Annotated in this window: 17 protein-coding genes and 14 pseudogenes; 16 read left to right on the plus strand and 15 right to left on the minus strand. The window is 73.6% G+C overall.

The window, feature by feature from the left end; translation table 11 throughout:
* Window positions 1-425: 425 nt before the first annotated feature.
* From FF86_RS03290 to FF86_RS64910, 12 genes and pseudogenes are all read left to right on the plus strand, one after another.
* A complete protein-coding gene (locus FF86_RS03290; protein ID WP_044884326.1) occupies window positions 426-1,856 on the plus strand; it encodes a glycosyltransferase family 2 protein in 1,431 nt (476 codons plus the stop codon).
* Window positions 1,843-2,611, plus strand: a 769-nt coding sequence (locus FF86_RS39415) for a PA14 domain-containing protein (protein ID WP_242418090.1), incomplete at its 3' end; no start/stop codon positions are given. The genes FF86_RS03290 and FF86_RS39415, both read left to right, overlap by 14 nt.
* A 1-nt stretch (window position 2,612) precedes the next feature.
* Window positions 2,613-2,804: pseudogene (locus tag FF86_RS39420) on the plus strand (PA14 domain-containing protein); the annotation flags it as partial.
* A 4-nt stretch (window positions 2,805-2,808) separates the two neighbouring features.
* Window positions 2,809-4,150: PA14 domain-containing protein (locus tag FF86_RS39425; protein WP_255355686.1), on the plus strand; the 1,342-nt coding region annotated here is incomplete at its 3' end.
* Between the two features lie 257 nt (window positions 4,151-4,407).
* The coding region (locus FF86_RS39430; RefSeq protein WP_242418115.1) for a galactose oxidase-like domain-containing protein at window positions 4,408-4,510 on the plus strand (103 nt) is incomplete at its 3' end.
* Window position 4,511: 1 nt separating this feature from the next.
* A pseudogene (locus tag FF86_RS39435) lies at window positions 4,512-4,644 on the plus strand (galactose oxidase-like domain-containing protein); the annotation flags it as partial.
* A 2-nt stretch (window positions 4,645-4,646) separates the two neighbouring features.
* Entirely contained in the window at window positions 4,647-5,174 is a 528-nt protein-coding gene (locus FF86_RS03300) for a hypothetical protein (protein ID WP_236705674.1), read from the plus strand.
* Window positions 5,164-5,886: an SCO family protein gene (locus FF86_RS03305; RefSeq protein ID WP_236705657.1), complete on the plus strand. Its 723-nt coding sequence runs from the start codon at window positions 5,164-5,166 to the stop codon at window positions 5,884-5,886. The genes FF86_RS03300 and FF86_RS03305 overlap by 11 nt, the downstream gene beginning before the upstream one ends.
* A gap of 873 nt (window positions 5,887-6,759) precedes the next feature.
* On the plus strand, window positions 6,760-8,079 hold the full coding sequence (locus FF86_RS03310; RefSeq protein ID WP_242418116.1) for a glycosyltransferase family 2 protein: 1,320 nt from the start codon (window positions 6,760-6,762) through the stop codon (window positions 8,077-8,079).
* Between the two features lie 1,764 nt (window positions 8,080-9,843).
* Complete coding sequence (locus FF86_RS31425; protein ID WP_201784165.1) at window positions 9,844-10,113, plus strand: type II toxin-antitoxin system Phd/YefM family antitoxin; 270 nt, start codon at window positions 9,844-9,846, stop codon at window positions 10,111-10,113.
* Between the two features lie 14 nt (window positions 10,114-10,127).
* Window positions 10,128-10,247: pseudogene (locus FF86_RS64905) on the plus strand (type II toxin-antitoxin system RelE/ParE family toxin); the annotation flags it as partial.
* Between the two features lies 1 nt (window position 10,248).
* A pseudogene (locus tag FF86_RS64910) lies at window positions 10,249-10,382 on the plus strand (type II toxin-antitoxin system RelE/ParE family toxin); the annotation flags it as partial.
* A gap of 752 nt (window positions 10,383-11,134) precedes the next feature.
* On the opposite strand, the pseudogene FF86_RS39440 reads toward FF86_RS64910, so the two are convergent.
* From FF86_RS39440 to FF86_RS63935, 11 genes and pseudogenes are all read right to left on the minus strand, one after another.
* Window positions 11,135-11,427 (minus strand): annotated as a pseudogene (locus FF86_RS39440) (FHA domain-containing protein); the annotation flags it as partial.
* Between the two features lie 147 nt (window positions 11,428-11,574).
* Window positions 11,575-11,643 (minus strand): annotated as a pseudogene (locus tag FF86_RS39445) (Rieske (2Fe-2S) protein); the annotation flags it as partial.
* 1 nt (window position 11,644) lies between these two features.
* A pseudogene (locus FF86_RS03330) lies at window positions 11,645-12,132 on the minus strand (Rieske (2Fe-2S) protein); the annotation flags it as partial.
* A 36-nt stretch (window positions 12,133-12,168) separates the two neighbouring features.
* Window positions 12,169-12,741 carry a DUF6529 family protein gene (locus FF86_RS03335; protein WP_044886775.1) on the minus strand — a complete coding sequence of 191 codons (573 nt, stop codon included), beginning with the start codon at window positions 12,739-12,741 and terminating at the stop codon, window positions 12,169-12,171.
* A gap of 130 nt (window positions 12,742-12,871) precedes the next feature.
* Window positions 12,872-13,257 (minus strand): ERAP1-like C-terminal domain-containing protein (locus FF86_RS39450; protein ID WP_242418091.1); only part of this gene is annotated, 386 nt, incomplete at its 5' end.
* Window position 13,258: 1 nt separating this feature from the next.
* A pseudogene (locus FF86_RS39455) lies at window positions 13,259-13,334 on the minus strand (hypothetical protein); the annotation flags it as partial.
* Window position 13,335: 1 nt separating this feature from the next.
* Window positions 13,336-15,020, minus strand: a pseudogene (locus FF86_RS39460) (M1 family aminopeptidase); the annotation flags it as partial.
* 1 nt (window position 15,021) lies between these two features.
* Window positions 15,022-15,520 (minus strand): annotated as a pseudogene (locus tag FF86_RS39465) (aminopeptidase N); the annotation flags it as partial.
* A gap of 56 nt (window positions 15,521-15,576) precedes the next feature.
* A partial coding sequence (locus tag FF86_RS64915) for a hypothetical protein (protein ID WP_396229744.1) occupies window positions 15,577-15,952 on the minus strand: 376 nt, incomplete at its 5' end.
* An 800-nt stretch (window positions 15,953-16,752) separates the two neighbouring features.
* The coding region (locus tag FF86_RS31100; RefSeq protein ID WP_242418092.1) for a helix-turn-helix domain-containing protein at window positions 16,753-17,400 on the minus strand (648 nt) is incomplete at its 5' end.
* Window position 17,401: 1 nt separating this feature from the next.
* Window positions 17,402-17,508: pseudogene (locus FF86_RS63935) on the minus strand (transcriptional regulator); the annotation flags it as partial.
* 58 nt (window positions 17,509-17,566) lie between these two features.
* On the opposite strand from FF86_RS63935, the gene FF86_RS03360 reads away from it, so the two are divergent.
* The 3 genes and pseudogenes from FF86_RS03360 to FF86_RS03365 form a co-directional block, all read left to right on the plus strand.
* Window positions 17,567-18,393 (plus strand): TIGR03564 family F420-dependent LLM class oxidoreductase (locus FF86_RS03360; RefSeq protein ID WP_242418093.1); only part of this gene is annotated, 827 nt, incomplete at its 3' end.
* A 1-nt stretch (window position 18,394) separates the two neighbouring features.
* Window positions 18,395-18,502: pseudogene (locus FF86_RS61800) on the plus strand (hypothetical protein); the annotation flags it as partial.
* 95 nt (window positions 18,503-18,597) lie between these two features.
* Window positions 18,598-19,443, plus strand: a complete 846-nt coding sequence (locus tag FF86_RS03365) for an ABC transporter permease (RefSeq protein WP_044886779.1) — start codon at window positions 18,598-18,600, stop codon at window positions 19,441-19,443.
* 27 nt (window positions 19,444-19,470) lie between these two features.
* Here FF86_RS03365 and FF86_RS39470 read toward each other — a convergent pair.
* The 3 genes and pseudogenes from FF86_RS39470 to FF86_RS39480 form a co-directional block, all read right to left on the minus strand.
* The coding region (locus FF86_RS39470) for a nitroreductase/quinone reductase family protein (protein WP_242418117.1) at window positions 19,471-19,648 on the minus strand (178 nt) is incomplete at its 5' end.
* Between the two features lies 1 nt (window position 19,649).
* Window positions 19,650-19,824 (minus strand): annotated as a pseudogene (locus tag FF86_RS39475) (nitroreductase/quinone reductase family protein); the annotation flags it as partial.
* A gap of 1 nt (window position 19,825) precedes the next feature.
* Window positions 19,826-19,911 (minus strand): annotated as a pseudogene (locus tag FF86_RS39480) (nitroreductase family deazaflavin-dependent oxidoreductase); the annotation flags it as partial.
* Window positions 19,912-19,977: 66 nt separating this feature from the next.
* On the opposite strand from FF86_RS39480, the gene FF86_RS03375 reads away from it, so the two are divergent.
* A complete protein-coding gene (locus FF86_RS03375; RefSeq protein ID WP_044886781.1) occupies window positions 19,978-21,048 on the plus strand; it encodes a winged helix DNA-binding domain-containing protein in 1,071 nt (356 codons plus the stop codon).
* 47 nt (window positions 21,049-21,095) lie between these two features.
* Here the strand turns inward: FF86_RS03375 and FF86_RS03380 are convergent, their stop codons facing one another.
* A complete protein-coding gene (locus FF86_RS03380) occupies window positions 21,096-21,416 on the minus strand; it encodes a zf-TFIIB domain-containing protein (RefSeq protein WP_199865451.1) in 321 nt (106 codons plus the stop codon).
* Between the last annotated feature and the right edge of the window lie 27 nt (window positions 21,417-21,443).

Genomic DNA, 21,443 nt, shown 5'->3' on the forward strand with positions numbered 1-21,443 from the left:
GTGGTCGCGGGAGAAGGCGGTCGTCGAACCCGGTAAAGATGCGCAGGATTACTGCGGAGAATGTCGCGGATTTCCGTGCTGGTTGGGCCGCTCGACGGGCTTCGTAGCGACGCCGGTTGTGTCTCGGAGTGTGCCTGGTGGGAGCTTGTGCCCACCTGTCGCGACNGTACGGTAATTTTTCGCTCGGCCTCGGGAGTTGTCAGGCCGGATTCGGGCCGGGGGTGTCACGAAAATGGNCCGATTCGCTGTTTCTTTTTCGGCTCCAGCTGGGGGAAATTCGTCATGCTCCTTGCCACAACCATGCCCGACAGACGCTGTGTCGCATTGCCGGCGNCCGCCCCCGGGAACGGGAACCAGCCGGCGCCGGTTCGCCTCCTGAGAATCCACCGACTGATGGCGTGCGGACCGGGCGGAGGCCAGCCGCGATGACGCCGACGAGTACCGGGGATCTTCCCGACGACCTCACCGGCCTCCTGCGCGGGCCGGTCCTGCCCCAACCCCGCACCCCACCGGACGGCCTGGCCGGCGCGGCGGCGGCGGGCGGAGCCAGGGCTGACCTGCCCCTGCCCCTGCCCGCCGACGCCATCCCCGACCTCGACCTCGACCCGCCGACGACCGCCCACCGCCTCGTGCCGGTGGCCCCGCGGCTGTCCGTCGTGGTGCCGACCCGCAACGAGGCGCACAACATCGAGCCCCTGCTGCGCCGGCTCGATGAGGCGCTGCGGGGCCTCGCCGGCGAGGTCATCTTCGTCGACGACTCCGACGACGGAACACCCGAGGCGATCGCCCGGGTCCGGCCGACGGTGAGCCTGCCGGTGCGGGTGCACCACCGCGCGCCGCGGGACCGGGTGGGCGGTCTCGGTGGCGCGGTCAGCGAGGGATTCGCCCTGTGCGCGGCGCCCTACGCCGTGATCATCGACGGCGACCTGCAGCATCCGCCGGAGACGATCCCCGCCCTGCTCGCCGCGGCTCTGCACGACGCCGCCGACGTGGTCATCGGCAGCCGTTACGCGCCCGGCGGCAGCGCCTCAGGTCTCGCCGGCACCACCCGTCACCTCGTCTCCACCGGCTCGAACCTGCTCTGCCGGCTGGCGTTCCCGCGGCGGCTGCGCGGGGTGTCCGACGTGATGAGCGGCTTCTTCCTCGTCCGGGTGGCCGCGGTCGACCGGGCGGGACTGCGTCCCGACGGCTACAAGATCCTGCTGGAGCTGCTGGCCACCGCCGGCCCGCTGCGCATCCGGGAGGTCGGCTACGCCTTCGCCGAACGGCACGCCGGTGCCTCGAACGCCTCGATGTCCGAGGGGGTGCGGTTCGTCCGACGGCTGTTCTCGCTGCGGGTGCCCCGCCCGGCGCGGTTCGCCCTGGTCGGGGCGTCCGGCACCGTCCCGAACCTGTTCGGCACCGCCGTCCTGCACCACCTTGGCCTGCACTACCTGGCCGCGGCGATCCTCGCCACGCAGGTCGCGATCGCCTGGAACTTCGCGGGTTGCGAGCTGCTGGTCTGGGACCGCCTGGCCGGCTCCCGGCTCCGCCGCTACCCGGCGTTCGCGATCATCAACAACCTCGACCTCGTCGTCCGGCTGCCGCTGCTCGCGCTGCTCGTCGGCCGGTGGGGGTTCGGCGTCGGCACGGCGACCCTGCTGTCGCTGGCCGCCGCGGTGATCATCCGCTACCTGGTGGTGGAGCGACTGGTCTACCGTCGCCGGCCGGCGGGATCACCCACGCCGACCCCGAGTGGGACCGCGGGACCGTCACGGGCATTCCGGTCCGGCCGGGCCCGGGGCGGGAGTCGGCCGGGTGGCCTGTCCTGGCCGGCGGGCGCACCGGGAGAGGAGGCCACCGATGCGGCCACGTGATCTGCGGCCACGTGATCTGCGGTCGCGCCGGCTCGCCCGCCCGACCCGGTCCGGCCGGGCCCTGGTCGCCGTGGTGCTGGCCTCGGCCGTCGGGCAGCTCGTCCTGCTGGTCGCGGGCTCGCCGGCGGCGTCGGCGCAGACCTGCTTGGACGACCAGTGGAACGCCGAGTTCCACTCCGGGACCGATCTGGGGGGCGACCCGGCCGGGCAGCGCTGCGACGCCGCCATCGACTTCGACTGGTCGGCGAACGGCCCCGGCGTCACCGGCATCGGCACCACCGGCTACTCGGTGCGCTGGACCCGTCAGTTCACCCTCGCCGCCGGCTCCTACACGGCGAGCGTGACCGGCGACGACGGCGTCCGGGTGCTCATCGACGGGCAGTCCGTCGCCGACGGCTGGGGTGACCACGGCCCGCAGACGTTCACCGGCACCCGCACCCTGACCGCGGGCGTCCACACGATCGTCGTCGAGTACTACCAGAACGCCGGCGGCGCCATGGTCGAGTTCGACCTCACCGGCGGGCCGGCGGCGCCGGGCGGCGCCGGGCCCGACTGCGCGGCGGACGAGTGGGCGGGCACCTACTTCCCGAACCGGGCGCTGAGCGGCACCGGGGTGCCCCGCTGCTCGGCGGGCGTCGACTACGCCTGGGGCGACGACGGTCCCGGCCTGACCGGCATCGGCGCCGACAACTTCTCCGCCCGGTGGACGCGGACGGCGACCTTCGCCGCCGGCACTCTGGCGTTCACCGTCACCGNCGACGACGGGATCCGGGTCTACCTCGACGACCAGCCGATCATCGACCGGTGGCGTGATCAGGGCCCCACCACGTACACGGCGAGCACGGAGGTCACCGCCGGCAGCCATGCCATCCGGGTCGAGTACTACGAGCACACCGGAGGTGCGACCGCGCGGGTCGGCTACACCCTCACACCCGCGGCCGCCTGCCANGGCCTGCAATGGTCGGCCCAGTACTTCGGCAACGTCACGCTCGCCGGCACGCCGACGCCGGCGCGTTGCGAGACCGGCCTGCACCACGACTACGGCGACGGCGGTCCGGGCGTGGCCGGCATCGGCCCGGACGCCTTCTCCGCCCGCTGGACTCGGGTCGACCGCTTCGCCGCCGGCCCGATCACGATCACCGCGACCGCCGACGACGGGGTGCGTGTCTACGTCGACGACACCCGGGTGATCGACGGCTGGAACGACCAGGGCCCGACCACCTTCACCGCCACCCCGACGGTGACCGCGGGCGTCCACACGATCGTCACCGAGTACTACGACCGGGCCGGCGGGGCGCAGATCCGCGTCGACTACACCGGCGGCGGCGACCCCGGTCCCGTCCCGCCCCCGCCGCCGGGTGGTTGCGCCTCCGACTGCGGCGGATCCTGGCAGACGCTCAGCTATCCGAGCTCCGTCCGATCGGTCCACGCCAGCGTCCTGCACACCGGGAACGTGCTGCTGGTCGCCGGTTCCGGAAACGACCTGTCCGCCTTCGACGCGCACACCTTCAAGTCCACCGTCTGGAATCCGAATACGGGTCAGTTCAAAGATGTTCCTGTTGCGGATGACCTTTTCTGCTCCGGCCATGTCCAGCTCCCGGACGGTCGAATCCTGCTGGCTGGCGGAACGGCCGCCTACTCCACCGCGACGGCCAACTACAAGGGCCTGGAGAAGAGCTACGTCTTCGATCCCGTGGCCGACACGTACACGGCGACGAACGACCTGCCTGGCGGCGGCCACTGGTATCCTAGCCTGACCGAACTGGGCGACGGCAACGTCCTCGCCGTGGGCGGCCTGGACCAGAACGCGGCCGGCAGCGTCGCGACCGAGATGTTCGACAGCTCCCGGCAGACCTGGCTCCCCGACGCCCAGGTGCCGCAGACGTACTTCTTCTGGGGCCTTTACCCGGAGCTGAAGCTGATGACGGACGGGCGGCTGTTCTACGCCGGCGTCCACACCTTCGGCAACGCGCCGACCGAGGCCGGCTCGAACATCTACGACCCGGCCACGGCGACGGTCAACGACGTGCCGGGCCTGCGCCACGTGAACCTGCGCGACCAGGGCGCCTCGGTGCTGCTCCCGCCGGCCCAGGCCGGGCGGGTGCTGACCCTGGGCGGTGGCAACGGCGACGCCGGGGCCGACGCCATTGACGCCACCGACCTCATCGACCTGCGCCAGCCCGACCCGCACTGGCAGGCCGGCCCGGATCTGCCCGCGGCGAAGATGTACGTCAGCGCCGTGATCCTGCCCGACGGGAAGGTCCTGGAGACCGGCGGCGGACGGCACCTGCGCTNCGACCCGGTGCACGAGGCGTCGATCTACGATCCGGTCGCGAACACCTTCACCTCCGTCCCGCCGGACCCCCAGGACCGGACCTACCACTCGCAGGCGTTCCTGCTGCCCGACGGCAGTGTCGCGGCGGTGGGGAACAACCCGCTCGACGGGTCGTTCAGCCAGGCGATCTCCGTCTACCGGCCGTGGTACATGGACCNGCAACGGCCCGCGATCACCCAGGCGGCCGACACGTTCGGCTACGGCTCGCGGCAGGCGCTGACGGTCGACGGCGACATCGGCCGGGTCACGCTGCTGCGGCCCGCGTCGGTCACCCACCAGGCCGATCCCAACCAGCGCAGCGTCGACCTGCCGGTCTCGGNCGGCAGCCAGGGCGGCCAGATCTCGGTCGACGTCCCCGATAATCCGAACCTGCTTCCGCCGGGGTACTACATGATGTTCGCCCAGAACACCGCCGGGGTTCCCTCGGTCGCCCGATGGGTGCGGGTCGGTTGAGCGTGCACCTGGGAGGGCCGCCCATCCGGCCCGTCCCGCCCATCCCGCCCGTTCCCGCGGCCGGGGGGCGGCGGCGGGTGCTGGTGACGATCGCCCTCGCGGTGGCGCTCGTCAACGGCGCCGCCGGGGTGATCGGCCATGGTGGTTGGCCCGGCGGCGGCTCCGGCCATCCCCGTCCCGCCGGACAGGACTCCGCCGGCCATGACTCTGCTGGCCATGACTCCGCTGGACAGGGCATCGTCGCTGCCGTCGCGCCGGCCGCCGGGCTGTCCGGTCGGGTCGTGCCCCGAGGTAACGGTAGGCCCTCCCCGGTCCCGGTCGGCTTGGACGGCTGCGACTACAACTACGTCGCGGCCGACACCGGCCGGCGGATCTGCGTGCCCCGCACCCCGCCGCCCGGCCGGCGCCTCGACTGCGCCTACCTGCGAGAACAGGGAATCGGGTCCGTCCGGGTCACCGGTCAGGACACCCGGCGGCTCGCCGGCGCGGCGCCCGCGGCCGCACGGGGCACGGTGCTCTGTGCGCCGTGACGACGTGCCGGTGATGGCGCGGCGGGGGATGGTGGCGCTGGTCGCCGCCGTCGGGATCGGTGCGCTCACCGGCTGCGGCGGGGCCGGTTCCGCGGGCGGCGCGTCCGCGGGGATGGCCGACGGGCCGCCGTCCGGTTCCGGTGCGGCGGCCACGGCCGGCGGTGGCTGGCATGGCACCGTGCCCGGGGTTGCCGTGCCCCGCCCGTCGTTCGTCCTGACCGACACCGCCGGGCATCGTTACGACTTCGCCCGCGCCACCGCCGACCGCGCCACGCTGCTGTTCTTCGGGTACACGCACTGCCCCGACGTGTGCCCGACGACGATGGCGGACCTTGCGGCGGCCCGACAGGTCGCCGGGCCCGCGATCGCGGCGAAGGTGACGGTCGTCTTCGTCACCACCGACCCGGCGCGGGACACCCCGGCGGTGCTGCGCCGCTGGCTCGCCCAGTTCGACGCCGGGTTCGTCGGGCTGACCGGCACCCCGGCGCAGATCGACGCGGCGCAGCAGGCGGTCGGCGTGCCGGTGGCCCTCGCCGACCCGGCCGCCGGTGCCGGTGCCGGTGCCGGTGCCGGCGGCCCGGCGTACCTGGTCAGCCACGCCTCGCAGGTCCTCGGAATCGGTCCGGACGACCGCGTCCGCGTGCGCTACTTCGCCGACACGACGGTCGCCGACTACGTCGCCGACCTGCCGAGGCTCGTCGCCGCCCTCTGATCCGACCCCAGCCTCCACGGCGCGCAATCCCGGAGCGCACGCGCCGCCCGCGGCGGCATCCCGCCGTTGCGACCCGCCAGGCCGGCACCCGGCCAGTCCGGCATCTCCGCCAGTCCGGCATCTCCGCCGCTCCGGCATCCCGGCGCTTCGGCCTCCCGGCGTCATGCCGCCGCGTCCCCTTCCCGTCAGGCAGGTACTCCAGTGACATCCGACTTCGAAGCACCGCGGCCCCGCGCGGTTCCGTCCGGCGCGGCCCGGCTCTCATCGGCGCACAACCACCGCGACCCGCGGGTGTCCGCCCGTCGCCGGCGGCTGGCGACGGCGGCCTGGGGGATCGCGCTGCACGTTGCGCTCGCCGCCCTGTTCGCCGGCCCGTTGGCGGTCGAGGACGGCCTGGCCTACCTGGTTCCGGCCGCGCTCGCCGTCCTCGCGCCCCGCACGTTCGGTCGCGCCGGCCCCCGCCGCCCGGCCGCGGGTTGGCCGAGACCGGGTGGTGCCGGCGGCGGTCTCGCCGTCGTCCGCGCCGCCGGGCGGGTCGATCACCGCGGCGCCCGGCTGCCGCGGATCGTCCAGCTCGCCTGCGAGTCCGTCGGCTGGTACGTGTTCACGGTCGCCGGCTCCCCGGACCTGCGGGTCGCCTCGGTCGACGGCCCCGACCTGCCCGGCTGGCTCGCCGCGACGCTGGGGGCGGCGGNGGCGATGGGTGGCACGCTGCTGCTGTCCCGGCACGAGCCGCCCGTGCCCGCGGCGCGCCACCGCCGTCGCGCGCTGTCCGTCCTGGCCGCCGCGCCGCTCGCCGCGGCGCTGGCGGTCCGCGCGGCACAGCATCACCACGCGGTGCTGCTCGCCGCGTGGACGGGGGTGTCGCTGCTGATGCTGCTCGTCGCCATCCTCACCCTGGTCCGCGGCCAGTACAGCTGGCAGCTACCCGAGCGGGTGCACCACGTCGACCTCGCCGACGTCCAGGCGCCGCGCCACCGGTTCTCGCTGATCATTCCCGCCCGCGACGAGCCGATCCTCGGCCGGACCCTGACCCAGATCCTCGCCGGTGACTACCCGGCCGACCTGCTGGAACTGGTCGTGATGGTCTCCCACGACGAGGTCGACCGGCCGACCCGGCGCATCGCCGAGCAGATCGCCGCCCGCCATCCCAACGTCCGCGTCATCGCGCCGCAGGGCAGCCAGCGCAGCAAGCCGCTGTCCCTGGAGGACGCCCGCCGGCACTGCACCGGGGACATCGTCGGCATCGTCGACGCCGAGTCGCTCATCGCCGGCGGCCTGCTCACCTACGTCAACACCCTCGCGTTGCGCCAGGCCGACGTCGGCATCTTCCAGGGCGGCGTCCAGCTCATGAACGTGCGCGGCCCGGGACGCCAGCCGCGGCCCGCCGGCGTCGGCCGGCTGCGCGCGGCGCTGCGCCGGTGGAACACCGGGACCTCCTGGTGGCGGGCCCGCAACTGCCTGGAGTACTACATCTGGTTCATGTCCCGCCTGCGCTTCCAGGCACGGGCGCGCTTCATCCCCCTCGGGGGGAACACCGTGTTCATCCGCCGGTCCGTGCTGGAGCGGCTCGGCGGCTGGGACGTCGCCTGCCTCACCGAGGACTGCGACCTGGGCGTGCGGGCCTCGGTCGCGGGCATCCGCACGACGGTGTTCTACCACCCGGACCTGACGACCCGGGAGGAGACGCCGGAGAGCCTGACGAAGCTCATCGTCCAGCGCACCCGCTGGATGATGGGGTTCATGCAGGTCCTGTTCAAGGGGGACTGGCGCCTGCTGCCGGGGGGCCGCCAGCGGATGATGGCGGCGGAGATGCTGGCCATGCCGTTCTTCCAGGCGATGGCCGGGGTGCTGCTACCCGTCTCGGGAGTCCTCACGCTGTTCCTCGCGGCGCCGACGGGCCTCGTCATCGTGTTCTGGCTGCCGCTGGCCGCCTCCGTGATGACCGTCTTCTCGGAACAGGCCGCTTTCCGGGAGTTCACCGACGCCTACGAGCTCGCCGTCGGCCGGTGGGACAGCGTCCGGCTCATCCTCAGCGCGCCGTTCTACCAGCTCGCGCTGTCGATCGCCGCGGTGCGGGCCACCGCCCGCCTGGTGCGCGGCCGACTGGAGTGGGAGAAGACGTCGCATTCCGGTGCCCATCACGGTGCCGGGGCCGGCACGGGTCGCTTCGGGCTGGAGGCGGCATCGTGACCGTCCCCGACGTGTTCGACGCTCTCGACGAGACCCTGCCACGGCCGGTGGCGTCGAGCCCCGCCGCCTGGGCCGCCGACCGGGCCCGGCTGCTGAGCGCGCGGGTGGCGGACGGCGCGCGAGCCCACCGGCGCAGCCTCGCCCTGCTCGCAGTGCTCCTGCCGATCGTCGCGGTGGTACACGGGGTCAACTTCGACGGCTGGCCCGGGCGGGTCACCGACGACGAGGGCACCTACGCCGCCCAGGCCTACTCGATGCAGTACTGGAACCGCATCGCCCACTACACCTACTGGTACGACCACCCCTTCGGCGGCTGGCTGCTCATCGCGATCTACACGAAGCTGACCGACGGCTTCCACCGGGCGGCGACGGCGGTCACCGCCGCCCGCGAGCTGATGTTCCTGCTGCACCTGGTGAGCTGTGTGCTGCTGTACCGGCTCGGCCGGCTGCTGGGCCTGCGCCGGTTCTTCGCCGGCCTCGCGCTGCTGGTCTTCTCGCTGTCGCCACTCGCGCTGTGGTACCAGCGGATGGCGTTCCTGGACAACATCGCGGTGATGTGGCTGCTCGCCGCCTTCGTCTGCGCGGCCTCCCCGCGGCGCAGCGTGGCCGCGGCGGCGCTCGCCGGGACGTTCATGGCGTTCTCGTTCTGGTCCAAGGAGACGACGCTGCTGTTCCTGCCCGGGCTGTACGTGCTGCTCTGGCAACACCGGGACTCGCGGAACTGGCGGTTCGTGCGGCGCAACTTCCTCGGCTGCCTGCTCGGGATCTGCGGCATCTACATCCTGTACGCGGCGGCGAAGAACGAGCTGTTCGAGGGGCCCGGCCACGTCTCGCTGGAATGGGCGGTGCGCTGGCAGTTGTTCGACCGGGCGCCGAGCGGCAGCGTGCTCGACACCGGCAGCGACACCTACAACGTGGTCCGCTCCTGGCTGGACCTGGATCCGTACCTGGTGCTGGCGGGCATCGCCGCGGCCGTGCCGCTGCTCGCCCTGCGCCGCCTACGGGTGGTCTCGGCGCTGCTGCTGCTCCAGTTCGGCTTCATCTTCCGCAACGGCTACCTGCCCAACCCGTACGTCACCGCGATGCTGCCGTTCGCGGCCCTGTGCGCCGCCGGCCTCCTCGACGCCGCGCTGCCCCGCACCCCGCTGCGAGTCGCCGGTGCTGACGGCGAACGCGACGGCGACGGCGGCGCGCGGGGCGTGCCGGGATGGTTGACGGCGGTGTGGACCGGACTGCGTCGAGGTGCGGTGGCCGTGGCCGTGGTCGGCTCGGTGGTGACGCTGGCCTGGGACTGGACGCCGAAGATCCACACGGCGCTGACGGTGGACGCGAGCGCCCCGAGCCGAGACGCCACCCGCTGGTTCCTTGCCCACATCCACGACAATGGCACGGTCATCACCGACGACATCGCCTGGACCGATCTCGTGGTCGNCGGNCGCCGACCGCTGCCGGTGTGGTTCTACAAGCTCGACCTCGATCCGGAGGTCCGCGGCCACTTCCCGCACGGCTGGAAAGACGTCGACTACCTGATGATGGGCAAGCCCCCGGACTCGGTGCTTGCCGAGGTCCCGATCGTCGCCGAAGCCCTGCACCACTCGGTGGTGCTGAAGTCCTTCGGCAACGGCGAGATCGAGATCCGCCGTGTCCTCCCTCCCGGCTGCCGCCCCGACATCCCGCCCGCCCACTGCGGCCCTGACGCGTCCCAGCGGTTGTCTCCGTCCGCCGGGGCAGGTGACTATAATTCTGACCATGGATACGCTCCCGTTGGCGGAGGTCAAGGCCCGGTTGTCCGAGTTGGTGACCCGGGTTCAGGAGCAGCACGACCAGGTGACGGTGACGCGCAACGGCCGGCCGGCGGCAGTGGTCGTCTCGGTGGAGGAGTGGGAGAGTCTGCACGAGACTCTGGAGATCCTCTCCGACGCCGAGACGGTGTCCTCTCTCCGGGTGGCCCGTGAGGAGATCGCCCGAGGCGGGGTCTACACGACCGACGAGGTGCTCGCGGCGTTCCGTGAACGAGGTCAACAGAGCGCGTGAGCGATCTCTACGACGTGCAGTGGTCGCGTTCGGCACGTCGGGCGATCGCCGAGGAGCTGCCGGAGTCGGTGGCGTCCGCGGTGCTGAAACTCGCCACCGGCCCGCTGCGGGAGGAGCCGCGTCGGGTGGGCAAGNCGCTGCACGAGCCCTTCGACGGCCTGTGGTCGGCGCGCCGGGCCACCTACCGGGTGATCTATAGCATCGACGACGACAAACGTCTCGTCATGATCGAGATGGTCAAGCGCCGGCGGCACTCCTACCGTCCGTGACGCGGGTGAAAGACCCTGGTGGACAGCGTGCCCCAGGGGGCGAGCCGGCGATCTGGTTCCAGTACGCCACTTGCCGTGCCNTGTCCGTTTTCCCAGGTCGCGGCGCTCCCGATGTTCCGACGTGACCCTCGCTGCCTTGTGTTGCCGGAAGATCTGCACCCATAATGAGTCCACGTCCGCACCGCGCCGAATGTTTTTGTCGATCGCGGCCTCGGGTGCATCGCAGTGCCTCGCCCAGGATGTCACCTGGCTGGCCGACACTGCCCGACTGGGCTGGGCAGCGCTGATTTACGCCGTCCACGCCCGTCAGATCATAAGAATGCGGCTCGACTGATTGAAATAAATGGGCGGTGGGAGGTGTTCGCGGCGTTCTGTGGGCGAAATCTCGCTGACCGTCCTTGGTGGAGGAATCACAGCTTCAGGTAAGCGCGAGCAGTGCGCCGAGGGCGAAGNCGACCGCGGCGAGCCAGACGAGGGTCGGTAGCGCGTGCAGCCAGCGCGCGAGTGGTCGCCGTCCGGACGTTCCGGCAGCCCCGTCCGGCGGTCCCGGCTGGGCGGGCACCGGCTGTCCGTACGTCGGCGGCTGGCTGGGCACCGGGGCACGGCCTGCCGCCGGTGTTCCCGGTGGCGAGGCTGCGGGGCGGGGGAGGGAAGCGGGTGGGGGTTGGGGGGTGCCTTGGCCGGCGAGGACGGTCTCCTGGTCGGCGACGTCAGGGGCGGCGGGTGGGGCGGGCGGGCGGGGCGCTGGGGGNGGGGGGATCAGAACGACGAGTGGGCCGTTCGCGGCGCCGAGGTGCACCCGGACCTCGCCGCCGGTGAGGGGGACGCTGACCCTGCGGGTGCCGTTGACCCAGATGCCGTTGGAGCTGATGTCGCGGGCGAGCCAGCCGTCGCCGCCGGGTTCGAGCCGCAGGTGGCGGCGGGAGACCCGGCCGTCGGCGAGGACGACGTCGCAGTCCCGGCCGCGGCCGACGACGTGCTCGCGGTCGGGCGGTAGGACGGTCTCGCCGGCCGGGGTGACGATCCGCAGCCCTGTCGGGTCCACTGCTGGTCCTCTCGAAGCGGCCCGGCCGGTGGCGGGGCTGGGGTCGGCTGGGCGGGTGTCGGCCGGGACAGGCCGGGCCGGGACAGGTTGGCCGGGCGCATTGGTGCGGTTGGTCGGCTGGTGCGGGGTTCGCTTACATCCTCACTGTCAGGCGGGGAAGATCTCGTCGCCGCGGACGGTCACCGCGACGGGGGGCAGGGGTGCCTTGGCCGGGCCNGCGACGGGTTGGCCGGTGCGGGTGTCGAAGGCGCTGCCGTGGCAGGGGCAGCGGATCCGGCCCTTCGACACCGCGTTCACCGAGCAGCCCTGGTGGGTGCAGACGTTCGAGAAGCCCTGGACCTTGCCGGCGGCGTCCCTGGTCAGGACGATGCCGGCGTCGTCGAGGATGAGCCCGCCGTCCGCCGGCACGTCGCCGACCCGGGCCAGCGGCGCCCCCTTGCCCCTCGAACCGCCCGCGCCCGAACCGCCCGAAGCGTCGGAGCTTCCCGAGCCGCCTGAGCCGCCTGAGCCGCCTGAGCCGCCTGAGCCGCCTGAGCTTCCGGAACTGCCGGCGGCGGCCGACGTCCGGCCGTGGTCGCCGGACCGGCCGGACGACGATTTCGCCGCGTCACTGTGATCTGCCACGACGTAGCCGACTGCCCCGGCGGCCACGGTCACCGCGATTCCCGGAACAATGGTTCGCCGGCTCGGTGCTTCCTGGGTCATCGTCGCTTCCTCGATATCGGGCCCGGGAGCATCGGCTCAGACATGGGGAATTCCGGACTGGGTGAAGAACCACAGCGAAGCGCTCAGCCAGAGCACGACGAGCGACGCCAGCACCGTGGAACCGAGCACCGGCAGCGCCCACCCGGGCAGGCCGCGCACCCGCAGGCCGAGCATTTTCGCCGCATAGGCGCCGTAGAAGAGGCAGCCGACCACACTGTGCACCAGAACGCGGGCATCGGTGTCGGCGAAACCGAGCGCCCAGATGCAGTGGAAGGCGACCGGCAGGGTCAGGACGAACGCGGCCGTGCCGCTCCATCGGTGCAGCCCACCGGCCCAGGAAGGGGCCGGTCCCGCGCCGGGCAGCCGGCCCCACATCCACAGCGCCGTGATGAGCTGGACGATCAGCAGAAGCGCGGCCGCCGTCGTCAGCCACGCCTTCATCGGCAGCATTCCGGAAAAGCCGAGGGTGAACACGGGCCGGCCGACCGGGTCATGGACTTTCGCATACACGCCCAGCGACACGGCGACGGCGGCGCCGAGCAGAAGAACACCGGCCGCCGTCACGCCATGGCCGGTCGATTGTTTGGGCGCCTGTGCGCCGACTGCCATGCCGCCCCCATCCCGCCAACGATTGTTTCTGCGGCAACTATGCCCGAAGGATTCGGTTCGCGCAGGCGATCGTCGGCGGGATGACAAATTTGTTGCGGACCTTTCGGGTCCGCTTATGGCGCCGATCGGCTCAGGTGCGGGCGCGGGCGCGGACGGCGCGGCGGAGTTCGTCGGTCGCGTCGATGACGACCCGGCGCAGCACCGGGTCGAGGCCGCCCCGGTCGAGCAGGGCGTCGGCGTCCCGCAGCGTCCCGGCAGACACGGCGTACTGCGGGTAGGCGAAGGTGGCGATCTGGCGGGCGGCGTGCGGGGTGCGCCGCGCGCTCATCGCCGGCATCTGCTCGAAGTAGCGGGCGACGTAGTCGGCGGTGAGGTCGTCCTGCTCGGGCTGCCAGAAGCCCTCGGCGGTCGCCCCGATCAGCCGCGCGGACGCGCTGTCGTCGGCCACGATCAGCTCCCAGGCGCGCGCCTTGGCCGCGGCGTCCGCGATGGCCGCGCGGGCTCGCGCCGCGTGTTNGGCGGCGCGGGCGCTGCGGTCGCGCCGGCCCTCCGCTGCGATCTCGGTCTCGCCGGCGCGGCCGAGCACGACCAGGNGGTGCAGCAGCGTCCAGCGCAGCTCCGGGTCGATGAGCAGCCCGGCGGGCACGTCCTGCCCGGCGAGCCAGGCGGCGAGTCCGTCGACCTCGCCGGGTCCGCTGCAGCCGATGACGCCGCGCGCGGCCGAGAGCTGCCGGCCGCTGCCGGGGGCGGCGTCCGCCAGCGCCCGCAGACACGCGGCGTGCAGTCGCGCGGCCGCGGCCGGCCGGGCGGACGGGGCGAGGTAGCGGGTGAGCGCGGTGGCGCGGGCGAAGCGCAGGGCGTCCTCGAAGACGGCGAGCTGGGTCTCCGAGGGCAGCGCGGAGGCGGCGAGCGCCAGGTAGTCGGCCGCGGGCCACTGCGCGTCGCGGGTCGCGTCGGCCGTCGCCGCCCAGATCATCGCGCGGGCCAGCGGATCGGCCACCCGAGGCAGCACGGCCGGCAGGGCCGCCAGGTCCGCCGGGGTGAACCGCACCTTCGCGTAGGTCAGGTCGCCGTCGTTGACCAGCAGCAGCCGGCCGGCCGCGGTGCCGGCCAGCGCGGTGACCGTGGTCCGCCCGTCCGCCGCGGCCGGGTCGATGTCGACCTCGACCCGGCGCAGCAGCTCGATCGGCGCGGCGTCGCCCTCGTCGGTCTCGCCGCCGTCGCCGTTGCCCGTGCCGGTGCCGGTGCCGTCGAGGGCGTTGCCGCTGCCGACGACACTGCCGCCGTCACGGCCGGCGCCGTCCGCTGGGCCGTAGACGCCGATGCCGAGGCGGTGCGGGCGCAGCGTCGGGTACGCCTCCGGCGCCGTCTGGACGACCGTGACCTGCTGGTAGCGGCCCTGGGCGTCGACGGTGACCTGCGGGCGCAGGGTGTTGACCTGCTCTCGGCGTAGCCACAGCTCCGCCCAGCCGGTGAGGTCGCGCCCGCTCGCCTCGGTCAGCGCGGCCAGCAGGTCGGCCAGGGTGGCGTTGCCGTAGGCGTTGCGGGTGAAGTAGGCACGCAGTCCCGTCAGGAACGCCTCGTCACCCACCCAGGCGACGAGCTGGCGCAGCACGGAGGCGCCCTTGGCGTAGGAGATCCCGTCGAAGTTCAGCAGTGCCAGCGCGGTGTCGTCGACGTTCGCCGGCGCGACCGGATGGGTGGAGGGCCGCTGGTCGGCGGCGTAGCCCCAGCCCTTGCGGCCGACGGCGAAGCTGGTCCACGCCTCGGTGAACCGGGTCGCCTCGGCGGTCACCCGGTAGCCCATGTACTCGGCGAACGACTCGTTCAGCCACAGGTCGTCCCACCAGCGCATGGTGACCAGGTCGCCGAACCACATGTGCGCCATCTCGTGGGCGATCACGACGGCGCGCAGCTCGCGCTCGGTGTCGGTCACCGCCGAGCGGTAGACGAACTCGTCGCGGAACGTCACGCAGCCCGGGTTCTCCATCGCGCCGGCGTTGAACTCCGGCACGAACGCCTGGTCGTAGGTGCCGAACGGGTAGCGGTCGGCGAACAACTCGTGGTAGCGGTCGAGGCACGCCCGGGTGACGTCGAAGATCTCCGCCGCGTCGGCGTCCAGGTAGGGCGCGAGCGAGCGGCGGCAGACCAGGCCGAGCGGGATGCCGTCGTGGCTGTCCTCGACGACGTGGTACGGCCCGGCGACCACCGTCACGAAGTAGGTGGCCAGCGGCGGGGTCTCGGTGAACTCCCAGCGGCCCGGGGCGGTCTGCCGGCCCNCCCCGTTGGCCCGCACCACCCAGTCGGGGGGCGCCAGGACCGTCAGCCGCACCGGCGCCTTGAGATCGGGCTGGTCGAAGCAGGCGAACATCCGCTGGGCGTCGTCGAGGAACGTCTGGGCGTACAGGTACACCTCGCCGTCCTCGGGATCGGTGAACCGGTGCAGCCCCTCACCCGTGTTCGAGTAGCGCATCGTCGCCGTCACCGTGAGCTCGTTCGACGAGACGAGGTCGGTGAGTGGCAGCCGGTTGCCGTCGAGCGCCGCCGGGTCCAGGAGCCGGCCGTTGAGCCGCAGGAGGTGCGCGGTGACCGGCTTGAGCTCGGCGAACGTCGCCGTCCCGGCACCGATCGCCGGGTCGCGCAGGCTGAAGCGCACCCTGGTCGTCGAGCCGAACTCCGTCGACGCGCGGGCCGCCGTCAGGTCCAGCTCGATGTCGTAGCCGTCGACGCGCACCAGATTCGCGCGGGTCACGGCCTCGTCCCGGGTAAGGGTGTGCATACCGCGAACCTACGAGATGGCCGGCCCCGGGGATGGTGGTCCCGCCGGACGTCCGGTCAGGGGTTGGCCGACTCCCGGGCCGGTCGATCCGCGACCCGCTCCCGCGCCGCGGACCTGCGCAGCCAGGTCAGGCCCAGAACGGGCAGGATGACCGGGATGAACAGGTAGCCGCTGCCGTAGTTCGACCAGACCGCCTGGTCGGGGAACGCCGCCGAGTCCACGACGCTCGCGGTCCCCACGGCGAGCACCCCGGCCAGCTCGGTCGCGCAGGCGGCGACGGCGACCCGATGCCAGGCCGCGCCGGGACGGGCCAGCGCCACCGTCGCGACGACGTAGACCACGGCCGCGAACGCCGAGAGCAGGTAGGCCAGCCGGGCGTGGTCGAACTCGGTGGAGATCTGCACAGCCGACCGCGAGCAGGCGGCCACCGCGNAGATCGCGTAGACCGTGACGAGGATCCGCCCGGGCCCGCCCGCCGTCCGCGAGCCGCCGCGGCCGCGCTCCGCCGGGCCTGCCGGCCTTGTCTCATCCACCGACCTTGTCTCATCCACCTGTGCTTCCACCTGTGNTCTCCCAGACCTGACCCAGCCGGACGACGATGATGGCGACGGCGAGGCACGCGATGCCCAGCACCCCGCTGCCCCACCGGGACCGATCACCCAGGGACCACCACACGCCCACGGGCAGCGCCACGACCGAGGCGATCAGGTACAGCACGAAGTTCACCGGCTGGTCGGCGTGCGACCCCCGGGCCACGACGACGATCGCGGCGATCACCTGGGCGAGCAGGACGGCCTCGACCACCCCGGCCGCGGCCAGCAGCCCCACCCCGACGGCCCGGTCCCGCCAGGTCTGCAGCAGACAGGCCACCCCGGCCACGAGCGCGCAGGCGATGGACGCGGCCGCCAGTCCGTCGATCATCGGCCGTGCCCCGACCCGCCGTCCGCCCGCATCCGTCCGCCCCTTCCGGGTTCGCCGCGCGTCCCGCCGCGCGGTCGTCCGTGCCCCTGTCTACGACGGATGGTAGAAGGTTGCGGCCGAACCCGTCAGACGGGACACCTCGCNCGGCAGGTTGCCACGCCGGCGCGGCCTGAGCCCCGGCGATCGTTGCGGTTCCGCGGAACCGCGGAACCGCGCCATGCTTGTCGCCTCCGGCCTCGGCGATGCAGGGAACGGCGGTCACGAGGAGCGGCGACCGAGCTCTCTTTCGGTGAGAGGTGAGAATCAGAGAGTCAGTCTGGGTAGCGGGGGTGATCCAGAAAATAGCCGCGGATGGCGGCGATGAACCCGTCCCGCACGTCGGTGACGAGCGCGGCCGGCAGGGCAGGCCAGGTCGACCCGCCCGGGAGACGGCCCAGCAGCGTGCATTCGGTGACGACGCACCCGGCTCCGGCGGCATGCATCCGAGCGTCGCCGGCGACGACCTGCAACCCCAGCTCGCTGAGACTCCGCAGCCGGTCGGCGATCTCGTCGCGCCCGCGCAGCAGGCGCGGCAGCGGGCCGGCCGGGTCGGCGAAGGGGAAGGCCGCGACCGCATCCGGGTCGAACAACGCCGTGAGCTCGAGCCAACGGCCGTCGCCGGCACCGGCCAGCAACTGATTCATCACCTCCTGGCAGGTCAGGGCGGTGCCGTGGACCACGCGGTCGGCGAGGGCCGCGCGGTCGGTGGGGGCGTCGCGGTCGGTGAGGGCCGCGCGGTCGGTGAGGGCGTCGAGCAGGCCGGGGAAGCGGCTGTCGACGTCGGCGGCGCGCAGGCGCATCCGCCGCTGCCGGCCATCCACGGTCGTCGAGGTCAGGCCGGCCTCGCGCAGGACCCGCCAGTGGTTCGACAGCGTCGACTTCGGGATGTCCAGGCCCGCCGGGGCGCAGGTGACGTCGGGNTGGGCGCGCAGGCGGCGGACGATCTCGAGCCGGACCGGGTCGCCCAGCGCATGCAGGATCACCGCCAGGTCGAGATCCGCGGTGGCCGGATGGGGCAGGCGTCGCACGGCGTCANCATACGGCAGACGGTTTGATAGTTCGGAAATCTCGAACTATCTTTCTGTCATGATCCCTATCGGTCTGGTCCTCGAGCCCCCCGCTCTCGACGTCCCCAATGCCGTCGACGACCTCGTCGCACGGGCCCGGTGGGCGGCCGGCACCGGCCTGGCGTCGCTCTGGCTGGGGCAGGGCTACGGCCTCGACGCGTTGACCGCGCTCGCCCTGCTCGGCCGGGAGATCCCGGCGATCACGCTGGGCACCGCGGTGACAATCATTCCGGGGCGGCATCCGATCGCGATGTCCAGCCAGGCCCAGACGACGCAGGCGGCGACCGGCGGCCGGCTGCGGCTCGGCCTCGGCGTCGGGCATCGCGCGTCCGTCGAGCAGCGCTTCGGGCTGCCCTTCGACCGGCCGGCGCTGCGGATGCGGGAGTACCTGGCCGCGCTGCTCCCGCTGCTGCGCGACGGCGCCGCCGACGTCCGCGGCGAGACCGCCACCGCGGTCATCGGCGGCGTGGGCGCGCGGGTGGCCGGGGCCGTGCCGCCACCGCCGGTCCTGGTCGCCGCGCTCGGCCCCGCCATGCTGCGCGTCGCCGGCGAGGTGGCGGATGGCACGGTGACCTGGCTGGCGGGCGTGCGGACCATCGGCGAGCACATCGTCCCGGCGATCATCGACGCCGCCGCGGGGCGAGCCGCTCCCGAGGTCGCCGTCGGCCTGCCCGTCTGCGTCACCGACCAGCCGGACGAGGTGCGCGAGCGCGCGGCCGGGTCGCTGGCGCTGTTCGAGTCCATCCCCTCCTACCGGGCGATGCTGGACCGGGAAGGGGTCGCCTCCGCGGCCGAGGTCGCGATCATCGGCGACGAACGGCAGGTCGAGCGGGAACTCGGCCGCCTNGCCGCCGCGGGTGCGACCCACGTCCTGGCCAACCTGCAGATCGCCGGCGTGGCGGAGCGGGCCCGCACGGTCGAGCTACTCGGCGCGCTGTCCCCGAGTGCCGGATGAGGCCGACTCGCAGCCTTCCCCGGACGACCTCGAACGACGCCCGGGACGCGGAAACGGGCCGGCCGGTGCGGTAGCGTCGGCGCGAGGGGGCCGGCGTGGATGTCGAGGCGAACCTGCGGCTCGTCGTGGGCCTCGGGTTGCTGCTCGCCGCGGCCGTCGCCTGCCTGACCTGGGCGCGGGTGCCGCGGCGCCGGGACGTGCTGACCGCGTCGGCCCGCGCGGTGGTCCAGCTCGCCGTGATCGGCCTCGCGCTGCGAGGGGTGTTCGCCGCGCCGCCGGCCGCGGCTGCCGTGCTCGCCGTCATGCTGGCGGCGGCCGTGGGGACCGCGTCGCGCCGGCTGGCCGGCTTCCCGGCGGTCGTCCGCCGGGTCGGCGTGTCCTGCCTGCTGGGCGCGACGGTCGCCCTGGGCCTGGTCTTCGCCGCCGGCGCGGTGGAGGCGACCGTGCGCAACCTCGTCGCTCTCGCCGGCAGCGTGGTCGGCGGGACGATGACGGCCTGCACGCTGACCGGCCGCCGGCTCGCCGACGGGCTGCGCCGCCGCCGCGACGAGGTGGAGGCGTGGCTGGCGCTCGGCGCGACGCCGCGGCGGGCCGTCGTCGACATCGCCCGCGAGAGCGTCGCCGAGGCGCTCGTCCCGCCGCTCGACCAGACCCGCACCGTCGGGCTCGTCTCGCTGCCCGGGACGTTCGTCGGCGCGCTGCTCGGCGGCGCCTCCCCGGCCGCCGCGGCCCGGTTCCAGGTGATCATCCTGGTCGCCATGCTGACCGCGCAGAGCATCGCGGCGGTGTCGTTGTCCTACTTGCTCGGCGCGCCGGCGCAGCTCCCGCCGGTGGCGGCGGAACCGCCGCCGCGGCCCCCGGCCGGGGGCCGCGGCGGCCTGGGCACGTACCTACCCCGATGGCCCCGCCGGCCAGGTGCGCCGCGGCGTGAGCCGCCGTGAGCCGCCGGGTGCGCCGGCCGGCGCGGGTCAGTCCGCGGTGGGCTCGAGCACGAAGACCGGGATCTCGCGCTCGGTCTTGCGCTGGTACTCGGCGTAGTTCGGGAAGGCGGCGACGGCGCGCTCCCACCACTGCGCCTTCTCGTCGCCGGTGACCTCGCGGGCGACGTAGTCGCGCCGGACCGGGCCGTCCTGGAGCTCGACGTGCNGGTCGCCGAGGATGTTGAAGTACCAGACGGGGTGCTTGGGCGCGCCGCCGAGGGAGGCGACCGCCGCGTAGGCGCCGTCGTGCTCGACCCGCATCAGCGGCGTCTTGCGGATCTTGCCGGACTTCGCCCCGCGGGTGGTCAGGACGATGACGGGCAGGCCCTGCAGGACGGTGCCNCGGGTACCGCCGGAGCTCTCGTACTCCTCGACCTGGTCACGGACCCACTGCGCGGGACTCGGCTCATACTCTCCGGTGAGTGGCATGCGTACCAGTCAACACCACCGGGTACCGCGCGGTCGGGTGGACAGGCCGGCTGGCAGGCTGGATGGATGACGGGTGCGCAGGCGACGGACGGGGGCGCCCTCGCCGCGGCCCGGCTGGCGGCTCAGGGATTGACGGGGACACCGGCCCGGGACCCCGTCGACGTCGTCGGACGCCTGCTCGCCGTGCAGGGCCAGGATCCCCGCGGCCTGCGGCTGGCGATCCGGTCCCGGACCCGCGGGTTGCATGCCGCCGACGTCGACCGGGCGCTGTCCGACGACCGGTCGCTCGTCGTGACCTGGCTCAACCGCGGCACCCTGCACCTCGTGCGGGCCGAGGATCACTGGTGGCTGCGGGAGCTGACCGCGCCGGCCATGGCCGCGCAGATCCGGCGCCGGCTGGCGCAGGAGGGCGTCTCGCCGGACGCCGCGGAGCGGGGCGTGGCCCGGATCGAACGTGCGCTGACCGACGACGGCCCCCTGTCGCGCGGCGAGCTGCGGGAACGGGTCGAGGCGGCCGGGGTTCCGACTGCCGGGCAGGCCATGATCTATCTGCTCATCGTCGCCGCGACGCGCGGCCTCGTGGTGCGCGGACCCGTCGTCGGCACCGAGCAGAACTACGTGCTGGTCCGCGACTGGCTCGGCGCGCCGCTGCGGGAGTTCGACCGGGACGCCGCCCTCGCCGAGCTGGCCCGCCGCTACCTCGCCGGACACGGCCCGGCCGACGAGCGCGACCTGGCGCGCTGGGTGGGCCTGCCGCTGCGGGACGCCCGCCGCGGCCTCGCCGCCGTCGCCGCCGACCTGGTGACGCGCGCCGACGGCCGGCTCGACCTGCCCCGTGGCGACGGGCCGGCGCCGGGCCTGCCGGCGCCGCGCCTGCTCGGCCCGTTCGACCCGGTCCTGCACGGCTGGGACGGGCGGGACTGGTTGGGCGCGGCCGGGCGGGCCGTCACGGTCAACGGCATCTTCCGACCGGTGATCCTCGTCGACGGGCGGGCGGCGGGAACCTGGTCGATGCCCGCCGGCCGCGTCGAGCTCGCGCCGTTCACCGACCCGCCGGACTGGGGGCCGGCGGTGGCGGAGGCGCTGCGCGCCGAGGCCGCGGACGTCCGGCGCTTCCTGGCGCCCCGCCCCGGCTGAGCCCAGGCGGGCCGGCGCTGGGGAGGCCGGCGCTCAGGCGGAGACGTTCAGGAGGAGAACAGCATCCGGGCGAAGCCGCCATGCTTGTAATGGCCGCCGTGGCCGTGGCCGCCATGGCCGCCGTGGCCCCACGCGGGCTGGGCGTAGCCGGGCTGTGCGTAGTGCCCCGGCTGTGCGTACGGCGCCGGCGCGGGCGGCGGGGGAGGCGCGGGCTGGGACCACTGCGCCTCGAGCCGGGTGAGGGCCTCCAGCTCGCCGTAGTCCAGGAAGATGCCGCGGCAGCCGTCGCACTGCTCGATCTGGATGCCGTTGCGGTTGTAGGTCCGCATCATCGCGTGGCACTTGGGACACTGAAGCGTGTAGCTCACGGGGCACAACCTGCCGTTCGATGCGGG

The organism is Frankia sp. CpI1-P (genome assembly GCF_001421075.1).
In the GTDB taxonomy this organism is placed as follows: Bacteria; Actinomycetota; Actinomycetes; order Frankiales; family Frankiaceae; genus Frankia; species Frankia torreyi.